Origin of the sequence: Brevibacillus sp. RS1.1 (assembly GCF_013284365.1) — a bacterium.
GTDB lineage: Bacteria > Bacillota > Bacilli > Brevibacillales > Brevibacillaceae > Brevibacillus > Brevibacillus brevis_D.
This window is the reverse complement of record NZ_JABSVA010000004.1, coordinates 311,984-330,854: the sequence shown is the minus strand read 5'-3', so window position 1 is coordinate 330,854 and position 18,871 is coordinate 311,984. Positions and strand designations below refer to the sequence as shown.

The 18,871-nt window shown below is 50.0% G+C and carries 20 protein-coding genes; 15 read left to right on the top strand and 5 right to left on the bottom strand.

Annotation, left to right across the window (positions count from 1 at the left end; translation table 11 throughout):
* Both ptsP and HP570_RS15875 read left to right on the top strand, forming a co-directional pair.
* Positions 1-1,722: a phosphoenolpyruvate--protein phosphotransferase gene (ptsP, locus tag HP570_RS15880; RefSeq protein WP_173626337.1), complete on the top strand. Its 1,722-nt coding sequence runs from the start codon at positions 1-3 to the stop codon at positions 1,720-1,722.
* Positions 1,723-1,740: 18 nt separating this feature from the next.
* Positions 1,741-1,998, top strand: a complete 258-nt coding sequence (locus HP570_RS15875) for an HPr family phosphocarrier protein (RefSeq protein ID WP_064200074.1) — start codon at positions 1,741-1,743, stop codon at positions 1,996-1,998.
* A gap of 68 nt (positions 1,999-2,066) precedes the next feature.
* On the opposite strand, the gene HP570_RS15870 is transcribed toward HP570_RS15875, so the two are convergent.
* Both HP570_RS15870 and HP570_RS15865 read right to left on the bottom strand, forming a co-directional pair.
* A complete protein-coding gene (locus HP570_RS15870; protein WP_173626336.1) occupies positions 2,067-3,743 on the bottom strand; it encodes a sulfatase family protein in 1,677 nt (558 codons plus the stop codon).
* Positions 3,744-3,878: 135 nt separating this feature from the next.
* A complete protein-coding gene (locus HP570_RS15865) occupies positions 3,879-4,946 on the bottom strand; it encodes a YeiH family protein (protein WP_173626335.1) in 1,068 nt (355 codons plus the stop codon).
* 127 nt (positions 4,947-5,073) lie between these two features.
* On the opposite strand from HP570_RS15865, the gene HP570_RS15860 reads away from it, so the two are divergent.
* A complete protein-coding gene (locus tag HP570_RS15860) occupies positions 5,074-5,970 on the top strand; it encodes a LysR family transcriptional regulator (RefSeq protein ID WP_173626334.1) in 897 nt (298 codons plus the stop codon).
* 46 nt (positions 5,971-6,016) lie between these two features.
* Here HP570_RS15860 and HP570_RS15855 read toward each other — a convergent pair whose 3' ends face one another.
* From HP570_RS15855 to HP570_RS15845, 3 genes are all read right to left on the bottom strand, one after another.
* Positions 6,017-7,573: a sensor histidine kinase gene (locus HP570_RS15855; protein ID WP_173626333.1), complete on the bottom strand. Its 1,557-nt coding sequence runs from the start codon at positions 7,571-7,573 to the stop codon at positions 6,017-6,019.
* A complete protein-coding gene (locus HP570_RS15850) occupies positions 7,563-8,240 on the bottom strand; it encodes a response regulator transcription factor (RefSeq protein ID WP_172139371.1) in 678 nt (225 codons plus the stop codon). Before HP570_RS15850 ends, HP570_RS15855 begins: the two co-directional genes overlap by 11 nt.
* A gap of 175 nt (positions 8,241-8,415) precedes the next feature.
* Positions 8,416-9,111 carry a hypothetical protein gene (locus HP570_RS15845; protein WP_173626332.1) on the bottom strand — a complete coding sequence of 232 codons (696 nt, stop codon included), beginning with the start codon at positions 9,109-9,111 and terminating at the stop codon, positions 8,416-8,418.
* Between the two features lie 331 nt (positions 9,112-9,442).
* Between HP570_RS15845 and eutL the strand changes: the two genes are divergently transcribed.
* The 12 genes from eutL (at position 9,443) to HP570_RS15785 (ending at position 18,868) form a co-directional block, all read left to right on the top strand.
* Positions 9,443-10,093, top strand: a complete 651-nt coding sequence (gene eutL / locus HP570_RS15840; RefSeq protein WP_015893790.1) for an ethanolamine utilization microcompartment protein EutL — start codon at positions 9,443-9,445, stop codon at positions 10,091-10,093.
* Between the two features lie 35 nt (positions 10,094-10,128).
* Positions 10,129-10,614: a BMC domain-containing protein gene (locus tag HP570_RS29875; protein ID WP_064200067.1), complete on the top strand. Its 486-nt coding sequence runs from the start codon at positions 10,129-10,131 to the stop codon at positions 10,612-10,614.
* Positions 10,614-12,107 (top strand): acetaldehyde dehydrogenase (acetylating), encoded by a 1,494-nt coding sequence (locus tag HP570_RS15830; protein WP_064200066.1) that lies wholly within the window; start codon positions 10,614-10,616, stop codon positions 12,105-12,107. Before HP570_RS29875 ends, HP570_RS15830 begins: the two co-directional genes overlap by 1 nt.
* A 49-nt stretch (positions 12,108-12,156) precedes the next feature.
* Positions 12,157-12,444, top strand: coding sequence for an ethanolamine utilization microcompartment protein EutM (eutM, locus tag HP570_RS15825; RefSeq protein ID WP_007720104.1), 288 nt, complete (start codon positions 12,157-12,159; stop codon positions 12,442-12,444).
* A 9-nt stretch (positions 12,445-12,453) separates the two neighbouring features.
* A complete protein-coding gene (gene pduL / locus HP570_RS15820) occupies positions 12,454-13,230 on the top strand; it encodes a phosphate propanoyltransferase (protein WP_173626331.1) in 777 nt (258 codons plus the stop codon).
* A gap of 15 nt (positions 13,231-13,245) precedes the next feature.
* The gene (locus tag HP570_RS15815) at positions 13,246-14,073 is read left to right on the top strand and encodes a hypothetical protein (protein ID WP_015893786.1); all 828 of its coding nucleotides are present in this window, start codon (positions 13,246-13,248) and stop codon (positions 14,071-14,073) included.
* Positions 14,074-14,077: 4 nt separating this feature from the next.
* Positions 14,078-14,365 (top strand): EutN/CcmL family microcompartment protein, encoded by a 288-nt coding sequence (locus HP570_RS15810; RefSeq protein WP_007720099.1) that lies wholly within the window; start codon positions 14,078-14,080, stop codon positions 14,363-14,365.
* A gap of 2 nt (positions 14,366-14,367) precedes the next feature.
* Positions 14,368-14,709 (top strand): ethanolamine utilization microcompartment protein EutS, encoded by a 342-nt coding sequence (gene eutS, locus HP570_RS15805; protein ID WP_007720097.1) that lies wholly within the window; start codon positions 14,368-14,370, stop codon positions 14,707-14,709.
* Complete coding sequence (locus HP570_RS15800; RefSeq protein ID WP_015893785.1) at positions 14,706-15,149, top strand: EutP/PduV family microcompartment system protein; 444 nt, start codon at positions 14,706-14,708, stop codon at positions 15,147-15,149. Before eutS ends, HP570_RS15800 begins: the two co-directional genes overlap by 4 nt.
* Before the next feature lie 93 nt (positions 15,150-15,242).
* Positions 15,243-16,703 carry a sensor histidine kinase gene (locus HP570_RS15795; RefSeq protein ID WP_015893784.1) on the top strand — a complete coding sequence of 487 codons (1,461 nt, stop codon included), beginning with the start codon at positions 15,243-15,245 and terminating at the stop codon, positions 16,701-16,703.
* Complete coding sequence (locus tag HP570_RS15790; protein ID WP_437435000.1) at positions 16,669-17,265, top strand: ANTAR domain-containing response regulator; 597 nt, start codon at positions 16,669-16,671, stop codon at positions 17,263-17,265. Before HP570_RS15795 ends, HP570_RS15790 begins: the two co-directional genes overlap by 35 nt.
* Before the next feature lie 142 nt (positions 17,266-17,407).
* Complete coding sequence (locus HP570_RS15785; protein WP_173626330.1) at positions 17,408-18,868, top strand: ethanolamine ammonia-lyase reactivating factor EutA; 1,461 nt, start codon at positions 17,408-17,410, stop codon at positions 18,866-18,868.
* Positions 18,869-18,871: the final 3 nt, after the last annotated feature.

Here is an 18,871-nt window from a genome sequence, read left to right as displayed (position 1 = left end):
ATGTCCCAAAAGATCACAGGTGTAAAAGCTTCAGCAGGTATAGCCATTGGCAAGGCGTTTTTACTGACAACGCCCGATTTACAGATCAATACCGTAGCGATTGAAGATCCGGCGAATGAAATCCAACGCTTTCAAGAGGCGTTGGCTCGTGCGAAAAATGATTTGGAGGGCATCGTTCTGCGCGTGGAGCAGGAGATGGGGACGGATCATGCAGACATTTTCAAAGCTCATCTGCTCGTCTTGGAAGACCCGGAGCTGGTCGATACCGTCAAAGATAAAATTACGAGTGAAAAGACAAACGCCGAAAGTGCCCTGAATGATGTCGCACAAGCATTCATCGGACTTTTTGAGCAAATGGACAACGAATACATGCGAGAGAGGGCAGCAGATATTCGTGACGTGACCAAACGTGTACTTTCTTACTTGCTCGGTGTACCGTTTGCAGGACTTGGTGAGCTGACAGAAGAAGTGATCATTGTAGCAGATGATTTGACGCCTTCTGATACGGCTCAATTAGACCGTCGCTATGTCAAAGGCTTCGTCACAGACATTGGCGGTCGAACCTCGCATTCGGCGATTATGGCACGTTCTCTCGAGATTCCTGCTGTTGTCGGAACACAAGGGATTACTCGTGCAGTTCACCCAGCAACGCTCATCATTCTCGACGGGCATGAAGGAATCGCGATTATCGACCCGAGTGAAGAAGAGATCGCTGACTACAAACGCAATCAGGCTGATTACGAAGCGCAAAAAGCCGAATTGGCGAAGCTTGTGAACGATAAAACGGTCACGTTGGACAATCATCATGTCGAGCTTGCCGCCAATATCGGAAGCCCTGAAGATGTCGCTGGGGCAGTCGCCAACGGAGCTGAAGGTGTCGGGCTGTTCCGCACGGAGTTTCTGTACATGGGACGTAATGATTTCCCGACGGAAGAGGAGCAATACCTCGCGTACAAGCACGTGCTGGAGCATATGGGCGACCGCCCGGTGGTTATTCGTACATTGGACATTGGCGGGGACAAGCATCTCTCTTACTTGGCTTTGCCAGAAGAAATGAACCCGTTTCTTGGACATCGCGCCATCCGGCTGTGTCTCGACAACCAAGAATTGTTTCGTACGCAGCTGCGTGCTCTATTGCGCGCAAGTGTACACGGCAATCTGAAAATCATGTTTCCGATGATTGCGACACTAGAGGAGTTCCGCCAGGCGAAAGCGATTTTGGAGGAAGAGAAAAAATCGTTGGTCAATCGCGGAATTGTAGTATCCGATCAGTACGAAGTGGGTATCATGATTGAGATCCCTGCTGCGGCACTGATGGCCGATCAATTTGCACGCGAGGTTGACTTTTTCAGCATTGGAACCAATGATTTAATTCAATACACAATGGCAGCCGACCGTATGAACGAGAAGGTCGCTTATCTCTACCAGCCTTATCACCCTGCCGTTTTGCGCTTGCTGCACAACGTGATTAAAGCAGGGCACGCGCAGAACAAGTGGGTCGGTATGTGCGGGGAGATGGCGGGCGATCCAATCGCGATCCCGATTCTGTTGGGAATGGGTCTGGATGAATTTAGTATGAGTGCAGGGAGCATTTTGCCTGCGCGCCAACAGCTGAGTCGTTTGAGTGCAGAGGACGCAGCGAAACAGATCGATACGATTTTGCAGATGAGCACTTCTGCGCAAGTAGAGGCGTTCGTGAAGGAATGGCTTGAGAGAGTGTAGGGAAGGAGGTAAATCAGAATGGTAGAGAAAAAAATAGTGGTTCAATTGGCGCACGGCCTGCATGCACGTCCTGCTGCGAACTTTGTGAAGGTGGCCACGTCTTTTTCCAGCGAAATTAAAATCATCAAAAATGAGAAAAATGTAAATGGCAAGAGCATCATGGGCATTATGGCAGCAGCGATTGGAAAAGGGGAAGAAATTACTCTGATCACCGATGGTGCCGATGAACAGGAAGCGATGGCAGCATTGGAAAAAGCATTGACCGAACAGGAATAGGGAAGAGAAAAAGAAAGACGAAAAGCCCCTCGAAAATTTGAGGGGTTTTTCTGTTGTTCCGGGAAATTTTACGTAGACAGTAGTTGTGCGAAAAGGGGCGAAAAGGGGGTCAGTCGTTTTTGGGCTCGCTGTTCTTCTAAAAGCAGCTCCATTTTCAGGCGGACGCGCTCCGAGTGTGTGTTTTTGTAAAGGGGGATCACCATATTCCGTGTTTCCAAAGGGTCGGTCGTGAGATTGTACAATTCGTAATCAGTCAGCGTAGGGTTGTATACATCCCCGGCAAAATAGCGGGAGTATTTCCATAAAGCGCTGTGCCCGGCAGAATTCATGCAGGCGATGACGGTTTCTATCCGCTTCGGAGGAATGACAGAGTCATAGGGTTGGTGTTGTACGTTCACCTGATGCTGTCCTTTTGTCACATCGTCGTCCGTCATGAAGTAGATCGGCACGCTGGGGATAGTGTCCGTTTCGTGGGTCAAGATGATGGGAGTAAGATCACGACCAACTAGAGGGTGTACCTCGCTATGTGTATAGGTCAGCTCTTCACGAAGCCTGTCTATGTCTGCTCCAGCCATCCCGAGTAGTGTCGGAAGAATATCCACATGACTGGTTAACAGCTCTGTGGAGGTCGCGAGTGGAAAAAGGAGCGGGTTGTGGATAATGAGGGGAATGTGAATCGCCTCTTCATAGGCACAGTACCATTTTTGATACAGCTTGCCGTGAGCACCCAACAATTCACCGTGATCGGATGTGAATACGACCAGTGTCTCGGGATAAAACGAGCTGGCGACGAGAGCTTCAAGGACACGCATCACTTCCCGATCGGCGTTTTTTTGGAGTTGATAGTACAGTCGTCGATAATGGGCTTGGTCCGAAATGGGTTGGAACGCTTGTGGATATACCTCTTGATAACTGGCTTGGCAGCGCGGCTTTGTCGCAAGTGATTCGTACTGAGTAGGGGGCGGGGCAACTGTGGGAACGGACTTATCCACATGGAAGCGAAAAAACGGTGAGCTCGCAGAGATATCCCCATAGATGGCGATATCATGTGGATTGACGAAAGACGCCACGATCAGCCAAGGATGGTAGCTTTCCGCGGAGCCTTTCTCATGGTCTAATGCATGGAGCAGCTCGATGACTTCACTGCTGTACACCACATCACGACCATTTACTCCGATGGCCGCGGACGAACCGGAGTTATGCGGCGCTATTCCGTGCGGTTCAGGGCCTATCCAACTGGAGAAGCCATAGCCGTCCAGCCGATCGGCAAGCAAGTATAAGCGTTCCTTATCGGGATCAGGGACCCCTGTTCCAAGGGTATAGCTCGGGGTAGGAACATGGGTACCCGGTACCCAAATGTCGGCATCGGAAAAATGCCACTTGCCTTTATAGAAACAACGATAGCCCGCTTGGCGAAAATAATTTCCCATCGTCGGGACAGTATTGCGATCGAGCCAGAACATGTCGCTGTCGGCAGAGCGTTTAGCAGCGCCGCTGGTTTGGGTGACGCCGTGCAAAGAGGGATACTGACCAGTGAATAAGGTAGCTCTGCTAGGGCAACAAGCTGTGGAGCCAACGTAATGACGCTTGAATTCCAACCCATGCTCTCGCAAAAAAGCATGGGCGTGGAGTGTATCCTCCCTCCATTCACGTATCGCGGGATCTTCATAAACAGGGGGAAATCGTTCCTGATCCACAATGATGAATAAGATATTCGGTCGTCTCCTCAACCATTTTCTCGACATATAGATCCCCCTCGGCAAAGATGTACACATCTTTATCAACATATGGGGATAATCTTTGTCCTTATCCACAAAAAAACTCGCCGATCATCAAGAAATCGGCGAGTTCGAATTCGGGTGTTTGGTTATCCACAGTTTTTATACCAATGCAAAGGAGAGCACCGACAAAAGAATCGAGGTGATACTCATGGCAATCAGTGGGCGCGCTGCTTTTGTCCGTAGTGCACGCAGATTGACATTGAGCCCGAGCCCGACCATCGCCATGGTGAGCACGAAGGTTGTGACATTGGCGATGCCATTATGGAACGCTTCTGAGACAGGAATGGATGTGCCAAGAACGTAGCTTCCAAAAACACTCATGGCGAGGAATCCGATCAGGAACCAAGGGAATTCGATCTTGGTGCCACTTTGTAATTTCCCGGAGCGTTTCATCCAAACCATCAGGATAAAACAGAGCGGAACCAATAGGAGTACACGCCCCAATTTTGCCAGCAGGGCAATCGCTAGCCCATCTTGACCAGCTGGTGCAGCAGCCAATGCGACATGCGCAATTTCATGCAGACTAATTCCTGACCACATGCCGTATTCGACCGCGGACAGGGGAAGGAATGGACGGAGGATCGTGTAGGCAACGGCAAATAGGGTTCCGACGAGTGCGATCATACCTACCCCAATAGCGGTATCCTCATCCTTGGCAGCAACGATAGGGGAGACGGCTGCAATGGCCGCTGCTCCACAGACACCTGTACCGACTCCGAGCATGAGGGAGAGGGAAGAGTCTGCTTTTAACCATTTGGCTATCAGCATCGTAACCACAATGGCAAAAATAATGACACCAGCGTCATAGACGAGAAGCCCGAGACCTTGATTCAAGACGACGTCGATATTGAGCTTGAGCCCGTACAAAATAATAGCCAGACGAAGTAAACGTTTGGCGGAAAATTGAATCCCTGATCGCAATGCCTCCGGATATCCACGAAAATGCCGGTACGCGACCGCGATCAGGATCGAACAGGCGAGAGGGCCGACCTGTTGGAAGCCAGGTATTTTTGCTAAGCCGTAGCCTGTCAGGGCGATGAAAAAAGTAAAAGCGATTCCAGCTATCCACAGCGAGAAGGATGCAGGTTTGCTTTCGTTGTTTTTTGCGGGCTGTACGCTGGCATTGCTTTCATTCAATGGCACGCTGCTTTTGATCTGAGTTGCCATTGCCATCACTCCTCGAAAAGTTTTACAAACTCAGCATACGGCAACTGTTATAATAAGAAAAATAAATCATTGCGATGATCATCATAAGTGAAATACATGATTAAGGTGGAATGGAGAGTGAAGGCAGTTGGATCAGCATTTGCTTGTGTTCGTGACGGTTGCAGACAGACAGAACTTTTCTCGCGCTGCAGAAGAGCTCCACATGACGCAGCCTGCCGTTAGTCAGTATATTCATGCGCTCGAGCGCACGATAGGGACAAAGCTCCTGGAGCGAAGCAACAAATATGTTCGCTTGAATAAAGCCGGGGAGATTGTCTATCATCACGCTCGGGAGATCTTGGGCTTGTATACGCGGATGCAGAGCCTTGTGGATGATTTGATGAATACACCGAGCGGGCATTTGACGATTGGCGCCAGCTACACGTATGGAGAGTATGTGCTGCCTCACGTCATTGCCCGTCTTCGTCAGTATTACCCAATGATTACCCCCACGATTACGATCCACAATTCCACCGTCATTGCTGAACTGGTGGCGAAGCGACAACTCGACGTCGGGATTGTTGAGGGCGAGTATGTGGACGAAAAAATGTGCGTAGAGCCGTTTGCTGATGATCGTATGTATTTGATTGCTTCCCCAGGGCATCGATTGGCCGGGCAGTCGGAGGTCAGTATTGACGAGCTGATGAAGGAAACGTGGATTGTACGGGAAGAAGGGTCAGGCACGAGGGAAGCGGCTGAAAAAATGTTTCGCCAACTACAATTCACACCGCACAAGCGAATGGAGTTCGGCAGTACACAGGTGATCAAGGAGTCAGTGGAGGCTGGCTTGGGAATCAGCCTGCTTTCTTATTGGGCCATTCGCAAAGAACGAAAGCTCGGCACGCTCTGTACATTGAAGGTGACGGGGACACCGGTTACCCGTGATTTTTCGCTTGTCACGAAGTCTGAAGAGTTTCATACCAAAGCATTGGACATTTTCATGGATCTCATCCGCACGCATGTGCCGGAGGGGGCCCATACGTAAAAGAGGAAGCGGCACGATTCATCAGTGCTGCTTCCTCTGTTCATTTTCATGCGGACGAGTCTGGATGGGCGAGTGTAAGTCGAAAGGTTGTTCCTTCTGGAGATGTCTGAACCAATTCGACATTGCCGCCATGTGTTTTTGCCAATAGGCGGGAGATCGTCAAGCCCAGCCCCAGGCCTTGCTTCTTTTTCCGTTTGCTATCTCCGCGATAGTACCGTTCGAAAATGAAGGGAACCTCTGACTCAGGAATTCCCTTTCCATTGTCGGTTATATCGATGGAGAGGAAGTCACTCGGATTATGGACGCCGATGTTGATTTGCGTTGCATTTGCGGCAGCACTGTTCCCCAATAAATTGAGCAAAATTTGTTTGACATGTGATTCATCACCGATCCATACAGTATCTTGTCCAGTCGGATTAACTGTCACAGATACGTTGGCAAATGAGGGCAAGGCTTGCACCTGTGCGACTATCTGATCCAATGTGCTGTCGATCTGTATGGACTGCTTCTCGGCGAATACCTCACCTGCTTCCATGGAGGAAAAATCGAGCAGGTCATTGACCATTGTCTGGAGTCGCTTGGCTTCGTCCATGCTGATTTGCATGAATTCATCCGCATCTGCACCTTTCACTACGCCGTCTTTGACCGCTTGAATCATCCCGCGGATCGAGGTGACAGGGGTACGTAGCTCATGGGACACACCAGCCAAAAGGTCGGTGCGCATCCGCTCTAATTGTCCAAGCCGTTTCGCCATTTCGTCAAAGGAATGAACCAGCTGACTGATTTCTGCTTCTTTGATTTTGGAGGAATTGGGCAAGGAAGGCGTATAATTTCCGCTGGATATTTGCTCTGCCGCTATTGCCAACTGCCGCAGGGGCTGTGTTAACGAGCGAGACAGGACATAGACGATGGCCCAACCGCACAAAGTGATGATTCCGATGGAAACCATGATCGTGATATAAGTGTGAACCAAATCATTGTTAAGGGGGGTACTGACGTAATAGGTGCCTGCAACTGTATTGTGTTCATAGTAAGGGACACCCACACGCAGCCAGGTAGCTCCCTTTGTGGCAACAACCTCCCGTATTTCTTTCGTTTTGTCCACCGGTTGGGCAGGAGTAGGCAACTGCGCAATGGTAGCGGTCATCGTCTGATTCACCATTTCCTTCTTGAACGTCTTGCCTGCATCATCGTAAATCTGTACCACGTGATCGCTTGGAACAGTCGGCATGACTCGAAATGCGATCATGGCGGTAGTGGCTGCGGGTGTTGCGGTGTCAGGAATAGCCGGAGACGCAGGGACAGTCACAGCAGTGACAGCCTGATTGGAGATACCTACAGTTGTTTGTGCCAAATCCTCTATCTTTACAGAAGAAGTCGAGGTGTCCTTGGCAAGCAACACCTTGGTATACGAATCAGCGAGCAACTCTGTTCTTGCTTCCAATACTTGAAACTGCTGTTCTGTAGCTGCTTTGTTAATCCAATAGATGCCAAAAAAGCCAATGCCAAAAAGAATGACCGATAATATCAAGGCATAGCGCCACGTCCAGTAACGCAAGAGCGGCACAGCCGTTCTAGTAGAAGTAGACCGTTTAGTAAACACGCAGGCTATACCCCATTCCTCTGATCGTGCTGATCTCCCCTTCAGAAGTCGGCCACGGCAGTAAGCTTTTGCGCAAGCGTTTCACAGCAGTATCCACAGAACGATCCCCTCCTTCAAAATCCATTCCCCAGACTTGATCCAGCAATTGATCGCGACTGAAGCATTGGTTGGGATGTCGCGCCAGGAAAACGAGCAGTTGCCAATCCCGTGGCATCATGACAAGGGGTGTTTTCCCGATCAAGGCATTTTGTGCAGTAACATCTATGGAAAGTGTCCCGAGTCTGATCGTATCTGCTTCGGTGATATAAGAGGAACGGCGGAGCACAGCTTGTACACGGGCCAACACTTCTTCAGGATCAAATGGCTTGGCGATGTAGTCATCTGCCCCTTGTGCCAGTCCTTGGAGCTTGTCCGGCACGGTACCGCGCGCCGTGATAATAATGACCGGGCAACTGCCGTATTGGCGAATCTGATCGAGTATATCTAAGCCGTCGTGATCGGGCAGCATCAGGTCAAGCAGGACAAGATCCGGTTTCCAGGAGAAAAAAGTCGGGATTGCCTCGTGATTACCCTCATTCCATTTTACCTCATAGCCCGCCCGTTCCAGGTAGACCTGGACAAGTCGGGCGATCGGCATTTCATCCTCGATGAGTAGAATTCGTTTCACGAAGAAACACCTCCTATCTATCTCAAGTCAATTTGTACTTATCATAGCAATGATAGACATCATTTTGACTGTAACCATTTGTAAAAAATGCTCTTGTTCAGTTGTTTAGCAGGGCGTAACTAAACCTCTGGCAGTTTCCTGTCAGAGGTTTTTGTGTGTGCTTGAAAGGCAACGCTTATTTTTTGATGGCAGCTACTGAGACTGTTGTACCTTTTATGATCTTGCCTTCTTTTTCGAGCTGTATGATCAATTCGTCAACGGTGATTCCTTTCTCTTTTGCCATTTGCTCCAAACTGATTGCAGGTTGAGTAAAGGAAGCTGCTTCACCAGTGGCGATCGTGCCTTCTTTTTCAAGCTGCTTGATCAACTCTTCCACAGAGATGCCTTTTTCTTTCGCTACTTCTTCCAGATTGATAGTTGTTGTCGTGGAAACATTCGTTGCCAGTTTGCCTTCTTCTTTAAGCTGCTCGATCAACTCTTCTACGGAGATGCCCTTTTCTTTCGCCATTTCTTCCAGATTCATAGCAGGGTCCAGGGCGATGAATGCTCCGCCGTCCTTGTTTTCAGGATCGAGAGAAATGACTGCGAAGCCCTGAATGGTGCCGTCTGGGTTGCTAGTAGCTGTTGCTTTCGTCAGTTTGCCTTCTTTTTCAAGCTGCTTGATCAACTCTTCTACGGAGATGCCTTTTTCTTTCGCCATTTCCTCCAGACTAAAAATCGGTTTTAGAAGAGCATCTGTACCATCTGTGTTCACCATTTTCAGTGGAGCAGAAGAACCAGTCGTTTTCGCTGGTTCATTTGCCGCAAACGCGGAACCTGCCATTGCAGATACTGCCAAAGCCATAACTGTCATTGCCATTTTCTTTTTCATTGTAAAATTCCTCCTTGGGGGGTCTTTAGATTGTGGTGAGCCTTGTTTGTGGGCTTGCCCATCTCGGCTACAACACAAATTTAACGGGGGCGTGTGTCCGTAATATGACCGGAATATGGAAAAGTGACGGAATGCCGAAAACGCTTGCATTTTTCTGTACCTTGTTCTACATTAGAGACAGGTAAAAGACCACGTAAATCGCGTGTAATCTTCTACTCACAAGTGAATAATCAAAAGGCAAAGGTGCCCTTGAACACGGCTTATTTTTTCGTGTTTAGGCACCTTTTTTTTGCTTTTGAAAAGGGAAGTTGTCTTGAAAGGAGTGACACGCATGGAAAAACCAATTCGAGCGACGCCGCTTGCGATCCGACTGATTCCCAATGTCGATCCTCAATTTGCGGAGAAGCTGAACCTGCCTTCTCATATCCGAAGTCTGGGGCTTTTGACCTCAACGATTGACGATGTGGGGTATACAGCCATTGACGAAGCGACCAAAAGTGCAGCGGTAGAAGTTGTGTATGCCAAGTCGTTTTATGCAGGCTCAGGCCATGCGTCTGGACCGTTGTCCGGCGAGTTCATCGGGATGATCGGAGGCGCGACGCCATCGGAGGTGCAGAGCGGACTGGATGCAGCCGTTGCATTTATGGAGAGCGGAGCATGCTTTTACTCTTTGAATGATGAAGGGACGCATGCGTATTACGCCCATGTTGTGTCGCGGACGGGCAGCTATTTGTCCCAACTGGCGGGTATCAGAGAAGGTGAACCGCTTGCCTACTTGATCGCACCACCGCTGGAAGCCATGTATGGTATTGATGCCGCCCTCAAGGCTGCAGATGTAGAAATGGTTCAATTTTTTGGTCCACCAACAGAAACGAACTTTGGGGGAGCGCTACTCACTGGCAGCCAGTCGGCATGCACGGCAGCCGCCGAAGCTTTTGCCGATGCCGTAAGAAGTGTCGCCCAACAGCCTGTCAAACGATAATAGGGAATTTCCCTCTTGAAGGGGAGGTAATGTAAATGCGCGCTACGTCATATTCACTCGGCATGATCGAGACATTGGGCTTGCCTGCTCTCATCGCTGCCGCAGACGCTGCTGCCAAAGCAGCTGACGTCAAAGTTGTCTCTTATGAAGGCGCGGACGCAGGAATCGTTACCGTGTATGTAATCGGAGATGTCTCGTCCGTACAGGCAGCAGTAGATGCTGGCGCTGACGCTGCGAGACGTGTTGGAAGATTGCTGCACTCACACGTGATTCCACGTCCTGACGAAAATGTACCAAAAATGCTTAAAAACCTGCTGAAACCGGAAGCAAAAGAAGAGGCTAAGGCAGAGCCGGCCCAAGTGCCAGCGACCAAATTGCAAGATCAGTCTATCAATGATCTGCGCAAGATGGCTCGTTCGTATGCGGACTTCCCGCTGACAACGAACGAAATCAACATGGCGAAGAAAGAAGATCTCATTCGTCTGTTGGAAGAGAAACAAGGCGGAGGTGACAAAGCCTAATGACACTCGACGCTGATCTGTATTCCATACAGGAAGTGCGTACCTACCTCGCACAAGCGAAGGAAGCACAGGCCAAGTTCGCTACTTACAGCCAAGAACAAGTCGATAGAATCATCGAAGCCCTGTCCAAAGCAGGCGTGGAGCATGCAGATCGACTCGCAGCTATGGCTGTAGAAGAAACAGGCTTTGGTAACATCGCGGACAAACGGATGAAAAACCTGTTTGCTGCTCAAGATGTGTACGCATCTGTGAAAGATGTAAAAACGGTTGGCATCATCCGTAAGGACGAAGAAAACAAGGTATGGGAAGTGGCGCAGCCATTCGGTATCGTAGCTGGTATCGTGCCTTCTACCAATCCGACGTCCACGGTTATCTATAAATCGATGGTCTCCCTCAAGGCGAGAAATGCGATTGTCTTCAGCCCGCATCCGTCGGCAGCCAAGTGCACGCTGGAAGCAGCGCGACTGATGGCACAGGCGGCAGTAGCGGCTGGAGCACCAGAAGGCTTGATCCATTGCGTTACCAAGCCTACGCTTCCAGCGACAAACGAGCTGATGAAGCACAAGCTGACCAATTTGATTCTCGCGACTGGCGGAACGCCGATGGTACGCGCGGCATACAGCTCCGGTAAGCCTGCTTACGGTGTGGGACCTGGTAACGTTCCGGTCTACATCCACCACAGTGCGGACTTTGCTGCTGCTGCCAAGCGCATCGTGCAGAGCAAAACGTTTGACTATGGTACAATCTGCGCTTCTGAGCAAGCATTGGTAGTGGAGGAATCCACCAAGCACCAATTGATTGCTGCCCTGAAGCGTGAAGGCGCCTACTTCCTGAACGAGCAAGAAAAGGAAAAGGTAGCTGCCATCGTCACGATAAACGGCTCGCTGAACGCGAAAATCGTTGGCCGCTCTCCGCATGTGATCGCTCAAATGGCGGGTATTACCATCCCTGCTGATACGCGTGTCCTTATTGCGGAGGAGAACAATGTAGGTAAAGCATATCCGATGTCCGTTGAAAAACTGGCTCCGGTCCTTGCCCTCTACACTGTTCACGGCGACAGCGAAGCGTTTGCCCGTTGCCGCGAATTGCTGGAGCATGGTGGTCTTGGACATACAGCGGGTATTCACGCCCAGGATGAAAATGTCATCGCAGCGTATGGTCAAGCAATGCCAGCATCTAGAATTCCGGTCAATACAGGTACGACCTTCGGAGGAATTGGTGCAACGACTGGCGTACAACCAGCGTTCACACTTGGATGCGGCTCTTTAGGGGGTAACATCACTTCCGATAACATCGGTGCGAAGCATATGTTCAACATCAAGCGTGTTGCATTTGGTATCAAAGAAATGCCACAATCAACACCAGCACCACAAGCTCCTGCGACACAAGCGGAAGAAGCTGTTCTACAAGCTGTCTCTTCCATGAACGTTGGCTTGAGCCGTGATGAGATCAAGAACATCATCAAATCCGTGTTAACAGAAATGACGTCTTAATGTCGTAAAACACTAAAATTTTGGAGATATAATTAAGGAGGAAATGAAAATGGCTGGAGAAATGTCCGCATTGGGAATGGTAGAAACAAAAGGTTTGGTAGGAGCAGTTGAAGCTGCTGACGCAATGGTAAAAGCAGCGAACGTAAAACTGATCGGTAAAGTACACGTAGGTGGCGGTCTCGTGACGGTTATGGTACGTGGTGACGTAGGTGCAGTAAAAGCTTCCACAGACGCAGGTGCCGCTGCTGCTGAAAAAGTAGGAGAGCTCGTATCTATTCACGTTATCCCACGCCCTCATGGAGACATTGAACTGATTCTGCCTAAACTCGAAGGGTAATAAATCCTTATGGCAGTGATTACAGAAGCATCCTTGAGAGCCATGCATAAGTCAGGCATTCCAAACCCCTTTCTCGTTGAGAAAGGGGATAAAATAACACCAGCAGCGGCAGATTTCTTGAAAGGAAGAGGGATTCAAGTGAAACAAGTTGATCAGAACCAGCAGCCTTCCACCAATCAAGCTGCCGAGGCAGTGCGAGAAATTCCTTTGGGCGTATCTAACCGTCACATTCATTTGTCGCAAGCAGATGTCGAGAAGCTTTTCGGAGCCGGACATCAATTGACGCCAATGCGTGATTTGTCGCAACCGGGCCAGTTTGCTTGCCAGGAAACAGTCACCATCGTGGGACCAAAAGGCAGCATCCACGGGGTTCGCGTTTTGGGACCAGCTCGTGGCGCGACACAAGTGGAAGTTTCCAGAACAGACGGCTTTGCAGTAGGTGTTCAAGCCCCAGTGCGTATGTCTGGAGATATTGAAGGTACACCAGGTATGGTACTTGTAACGGCAAAAGGGACTGTAGTAATGGACAAAGGCGTAATCGTTGCGAAGAGCCACGTTCATATGTCCCCAGCAGATGCCGAGCAATATCAAGTGAAGGATGGCGATACGCTGATTCTGGCGACGCAAAGCGATCGTCCTATCATCTATCCAGATGTAGTCGTTCGTGTACATCCGCAGTTTGCACTTGATTTCCACGTGGATACGGATGAAGGAAATGCCGCTAATTTGAAAACGGGCGACCGGGTAAAAGTGATCGGCAAGAACGGGCAATTTTACTCCGGCTAACGGAGGTTGAGCTTGATGGACATCAGAGAAATGGTGGCGTCGATTACGAAAGAAATTTTGCAATCGATGAATACAGAAAAGCAAAGCAGCACAGCGCCTCGTGTCCTGTACGTTTTTTGCGACAGCCAGGCTCATGAGGCGTTTCAGGATCATTTTATCCAACTGAAAAACCACGGGATCTGCCATGACATTCTCTTCCTGGACGGAGAAACCTCCTCCTGGTTGGGAATGCACAAGATCGAATGTGGGGGAGCAGGCAAAATTCTTACAGCAGACGAGTACGCTCCTGCCCCGTTGGAAGTGCCGAAAGATTATGTCGGTATCGTGATTCCAGAAATCGATTTGGATAATGCAGCGAGAATTGCTTCCGGTCTAAAAGGAACAATCAAAGCGGAAATCGTCTTTTCCGCGTTGGTAACAGGTAAATTCGTCATTGCTGGTTCCGATGTGCCAGGAATCAAGCGTGCAGACCGTCGCACCCTGCAAACATTGACACTGACACCTGCTTATGAAAAGCTGTTCAACCGTCACGTTGAAGGCATGAAAGAGCTGGGTGTGGAGTTTGCGGAGCAACGCCGTCTGGCTGATCGCGTGGTTTCCAAGCTGAAGTCTCAGCTACAAAAAGTGGAGACTACTAGCAAGACAGAACAACCGACATTGACTCCTTTGGATGAGCAAGAAGCCGTCTTTTCCGGGAAGCTGTTGACAGCGGATTGGATCAGATCGCAGCCTGAGCTTCGCGATACGACTTTGATCGTGAAAAAAGGTGCAATTGTTTCTCCGCTTGCTTATGACAGCATGAGAGAACGCGGCATTACGGTCAGCTATTTAGGAAAAGGGTGATCGCATGTTTTTGGGAAAAGTGATCGGCAGCGTCTGGGCCACGCAAAAAGAAGCAGGTATGGAAAATCTCAAGCTCATGGTGGTTCAGCCGATTGATTGGCGTGGCGAAGAAGGCGGACAAACCGTTATCGCAGCGGACAGGATCGGTGCGGGAATCGGGGAGCAGGTTATCGTCTCTCGTGGGACGCCTGCCCGAATCCTTTTCTCCGGCACCAGTGTGCCGATCGATGCGATCATCGTAGGCATCGTGGATTCGTTTGAGGTGCCGGGTGCCGCAGGAAGAGAGGAATAGGAATGGAACAGGAACGTTCACGAGTCATCCAGGAATTCGTACCGGGGAAACAGGTCACGTTGGCTCATGTAATCGCAAACCCTGACCCAATGCTCTATACCAAGCTAGGTATCAATGAGGCCGGTGCTATCGGCATCTTGACTTTGACGCCTACCGAAACAGCCATTATTGCCGCGGATATTGCGACAAAGGCTGCTGGCGTCGAGCTTGGGTTTCTCGATCGTTTTACAGGTTCACTGATTGTCGTAGGAGATGTGTCCGCTGTTGAGATGGCAGTCGAAGCGGTCAATCAGGTGCTGAGCGAAAAACTGCGGTTTACACCGGCATTGGTGACGAAATCATGACCGGCCGTGTAATGATTATCGGTGCAATTGAAGCAGGAAAGTCTTCTCTGGTGCGGGCGCTGTTCAATGACGAACAGCCTGCCCGGAAGACACAAGCACTCGAATATCGGGACTGGGCAATTGACACTCCGGGTGAGTACAGCGAAAACCCGATGTTTTACCGCACGCTTATGGCTACATCTCTTGAAGCGAAAATCATTGTGATGGTGCAGGATGCTACGCGGGAGCGCAATTATTTCCCTCCTGGCTTTTCACAAGGATTTCCACAATCGTGCATTGGGGTCATTACCAAAATGGATCATCCTGATGCAAATGTGGAGAGGGCAGAACAATTCCTGCGTCAATCGCTCGGCAATGCGAAAATTTTCCGGACCTCCTCGCTCACGAGTGAGGGAGTGCCAGAATTGCGGGCGTATTTGCAACAAATTGTAAACGAGTAAGCGTGATTAACCAGTATTACACCCCTTTCCGCCGTAGCGTGTCTGTGAGAAAATGAAGTCATATCAACTCCTAGCAGGTGAAAAGAGGTTCACATGCAATCAATACGAGAAGTGTGCAAAGCGTCCACGACGTTGAGTGATGACGACATTCGGATTGTGGAGGATCTGGCTTCCAAGCTTCAGATTTTTGCTGATCTGTCTCAAGCGGACATGTTTATTGATTGTCCAACGGTAGATCGGAGCGCTGCGATGGTAGTCGCACAAGCTGCACCGAGTACGGCACGCTCTATGTACAGTGGATCGGTCGTAGGGCATTTGGCGACGGCGATTAATGAGCCGGCCGTAATGTATTGTCTGACTACAGGCAAGCCCGTCATCGGTTCACGTGGGGTTTCACAGGAGCAGGTCGTGATGCGACAAAGTGTCGTACCCATCACGAATGCGGCTGGAAAAACAATCGGGACCTTGATAACTGAACAAGATATATCCAAACAGGTGGAACAGGAGAAGAACGTCGAAATGCTCAAGGAAACAACGGAGCATTTAAGCGAGACGCTCATCCAGTTCGCTGTGCCTGATCTGCCCATTTCGTCGCTGTTGCACGAGGGCATGATTTTGTTTGATCAGAGTGGGGTTATCACGTACGCCAATGGCCGTGCCCACAAGCTGCTCTCCTTGATTGGCTTTGAACGACCAGAAAAGGGAGAGAGCATTGAACGTATTTTTTCCTGGAGAGTTTCCCCGGAGAATTTTGTACGCAACGGGGGTTATATTCAGGAGGAGCTGTCAAAAGGCAAACATTTTATTATGATGAAAGCGGTTTCGTCCGTCCGCAAACAAGATATCATTGGGGGATTCATTCTCCTGCGAGACATATCGGACATTCGGGAAAAAGAAAAGCAATTAATGATCAAATCCGCGGTGATCAAAGAGATTCACCACCGGGTCAAAAACAATTTGCAAACCATCTCTAGCCTGTTGCGCCTGCAAATGCGGCGTTCGCAGTCCAACGAGATTGAAAAGGTATACCGGGAAAGCATCAATCGCATCAACAGCATCGCCATTATTCACGAATACTTGGCACAGGATGGTCTGGAGCAGATTGACTTCAAAGAGATTTTAACCAAAATATCGAAAATAATCGTCTCTTCGATGAGACGTTCTGAGCAAGCTATACACGTCGTGGTGACGGGCGAATCGGTGTATCTGCCGTCCAACAAAGCAACATCGTTTGCCTTGATCGTCACCGAGCTGATTCAAAATTGCATGATTCATGGTTTTCTTGAGCAGCAAGAAGGGAAAATCTCTATTGCACTGGTTGCCAAGGAGGACTTCGTTAGTCTGTCTGTGACAGATGACGGGGTAGGCATCGAGGACATGGAGCAAATCCACAAAAAGGGCCATCTGGGCTTGAAAATTGTCGATACACTGGTCAGGGAAGACCTCGAAGGCACGATGCATTTCCGCAACACTGGGAACGGAACAGAGGTTACCATACTCTATCCGATCCAAAAGGAGGATGAAGATGACACAGCCGAAGATTATGGTGGTTGATGACGAGCCGATTATCCGCATGGATTTGCGCGAGATGCTCGAAAATGAAGGGTATTTAGTGGTTGCCGAGGCGAAAAACGGAGAAGAGGCAGTCGAACAGGCCCATCGTCACAAGCCCGATCTGATTATCATGGATGTGAAAATGCCTGTCTTGAATGGAATCAAGGCAAGCAGTATCATTCGTTCCTTTTCAGACAGTTCCATTCTTCTTTTGACGGCTTACAGCCAAAAGGAACTCGTCCAGGATGCCAGAAAAGCGGGTGTGACGGCTTACCTGGTGAAGCCGGTGTCGGAGGATGACTTGATTCCCGCAGTAGAAATCGCACTCAGCCAAAAGGAAAAAGTCGTTTCCCTGAAGAAGGATATAAATGATCTGAAGCAAAAGATCGAGGATCGCAAGGCAGTGGAAAAGGCAAAAGGAAAGCTAATGAGTGCCTTATCCTTGGAAGAGGATGCGGCATACAAATGGATGCAGCAAGTAAGCATGCAACGGCGCGTGCCGCTTGTGAAGCTGGCAGAGGAAATTTTGTCGGGCGAGCAGGCCATTTTTACACAAGACTAGTACTGACGTTATCATAAAAAGCAGTGACAAGTAGATACGAAGAGAGCAAAGGCGCTTGAATCAGACCGGGAGCAAGGAACCGGCTGTTCAAGCGTTTTTTCGTAGGGCCCGTCTGACACGCCAATGGTTCAAGGAGGTTCATATGGACGAACAATGGATCCAAAGCGTCGGGATCGATGTGGGAACAAGCACGACCAAAATGATCGTAAGCCGATTGCGATTGGGTCGCATGTCCAGCACGTTTTCGCTGCCGCGCTATCAGATCGTGGAGCGACAATTGCTGTATGCGAGTGAAGTACATTCCACACCGCTCATCGGATTTGATGAAATCGACGCTGACGGAATCGGAGCGATTCTTGCAGCCGAGTACGACAAAGCACAAATCAGCTTGTCTCAAATCAAGTCCGGGGCGGTCATCATTACCGGAGAAACAGCCAGCAAAAAGAACGCACAGCATATCGTTCATCTGCTGGCGGAACGCTCCGGGGATTTCGTGGTAGCGACAGCAGGTGCTGACCTCGAAGGCGTGCTGGCGGGCAAGGGTGCTGGCGCAGAAAAACGCTCGCAAGCCATAAAAGGTGTGGTCGTCAACGTCGATATTGGCGGAGGAACAGCGAATGCAGCCTACTTCCAACGTGGCCGAGCGATTGCAACGGTTACATTCCACGTCGGAGGAAGGCTGATCCGTCTCAGTCCGCAAGGTGTCGTTCAATACGTGTCGCCGAACATTCAACAATGGCTGACGGCCAAAGGACTGCGTATTCAAGTCGGACAGGAAATCGGATTCGCGCAACTCACAGAGGTTGCCGAACAGCTGGGACGCAGTATGCTCGATTATTTGACGGGGAAAGAGCGCCAAGTTTCAGGCTTGCTCGTAGTGGGACCGCATTTGCGCGATGCCATCCCTGTTGACGAACTGACTGTCTCAGGCGGTGTGGGTCTACTCATGAGCGGACCTCCCGTCCAAAATATTTCGGATGCGAGCCGATATGGCGATTTTGGCCCACTGCTCGGATATGTACTCCAGCAGGAGCGCGGAAAAGGAACGTATCCGGTACAGTGGCTAGACCCGGATCAAACGGTACGGGCAACAGTAATTGGCGCGGGGATGCAGAGTACGGAGATTAGTGGTTCAACCGTGCATATCAAGCCGGAGCTGTTGCCGATTAAAAATATTCCGATTCTCAAGCTAGAGCTTACCGAGGAACAATTGGCAGATGCCACAAGACTGCGACAGGAAGTGGCTTTGATCTACCAACTGGGTGAGCGCCTGTTTGAAAAAACGACAGGGATTCCTTTCGCACTCGCGATCTCCGGCATCGGGTACTGCTCGTACGCTCTGCTGCAGACGCTGTCCCAGGAGCTGTCGGAGCAATACCGGGCGACTTTCCCCGAGAGTCAAACCATGGTCGTGATCTGTGAAACAGACATGGCGAAAGCACTCGGGCAGGCCTTGGCGCTGCGTTGCAAAGGGGCACCGGAAATCATCTGCATCGATCAGGTGCGTGTGGAATACGGCGATTACATCGATCTCGGTGAGCCGATCTCGGGAACGATCATTCCCGTCGTCGTCAAAACACTCGCGTTTGATGAAAGGCCGTAACGT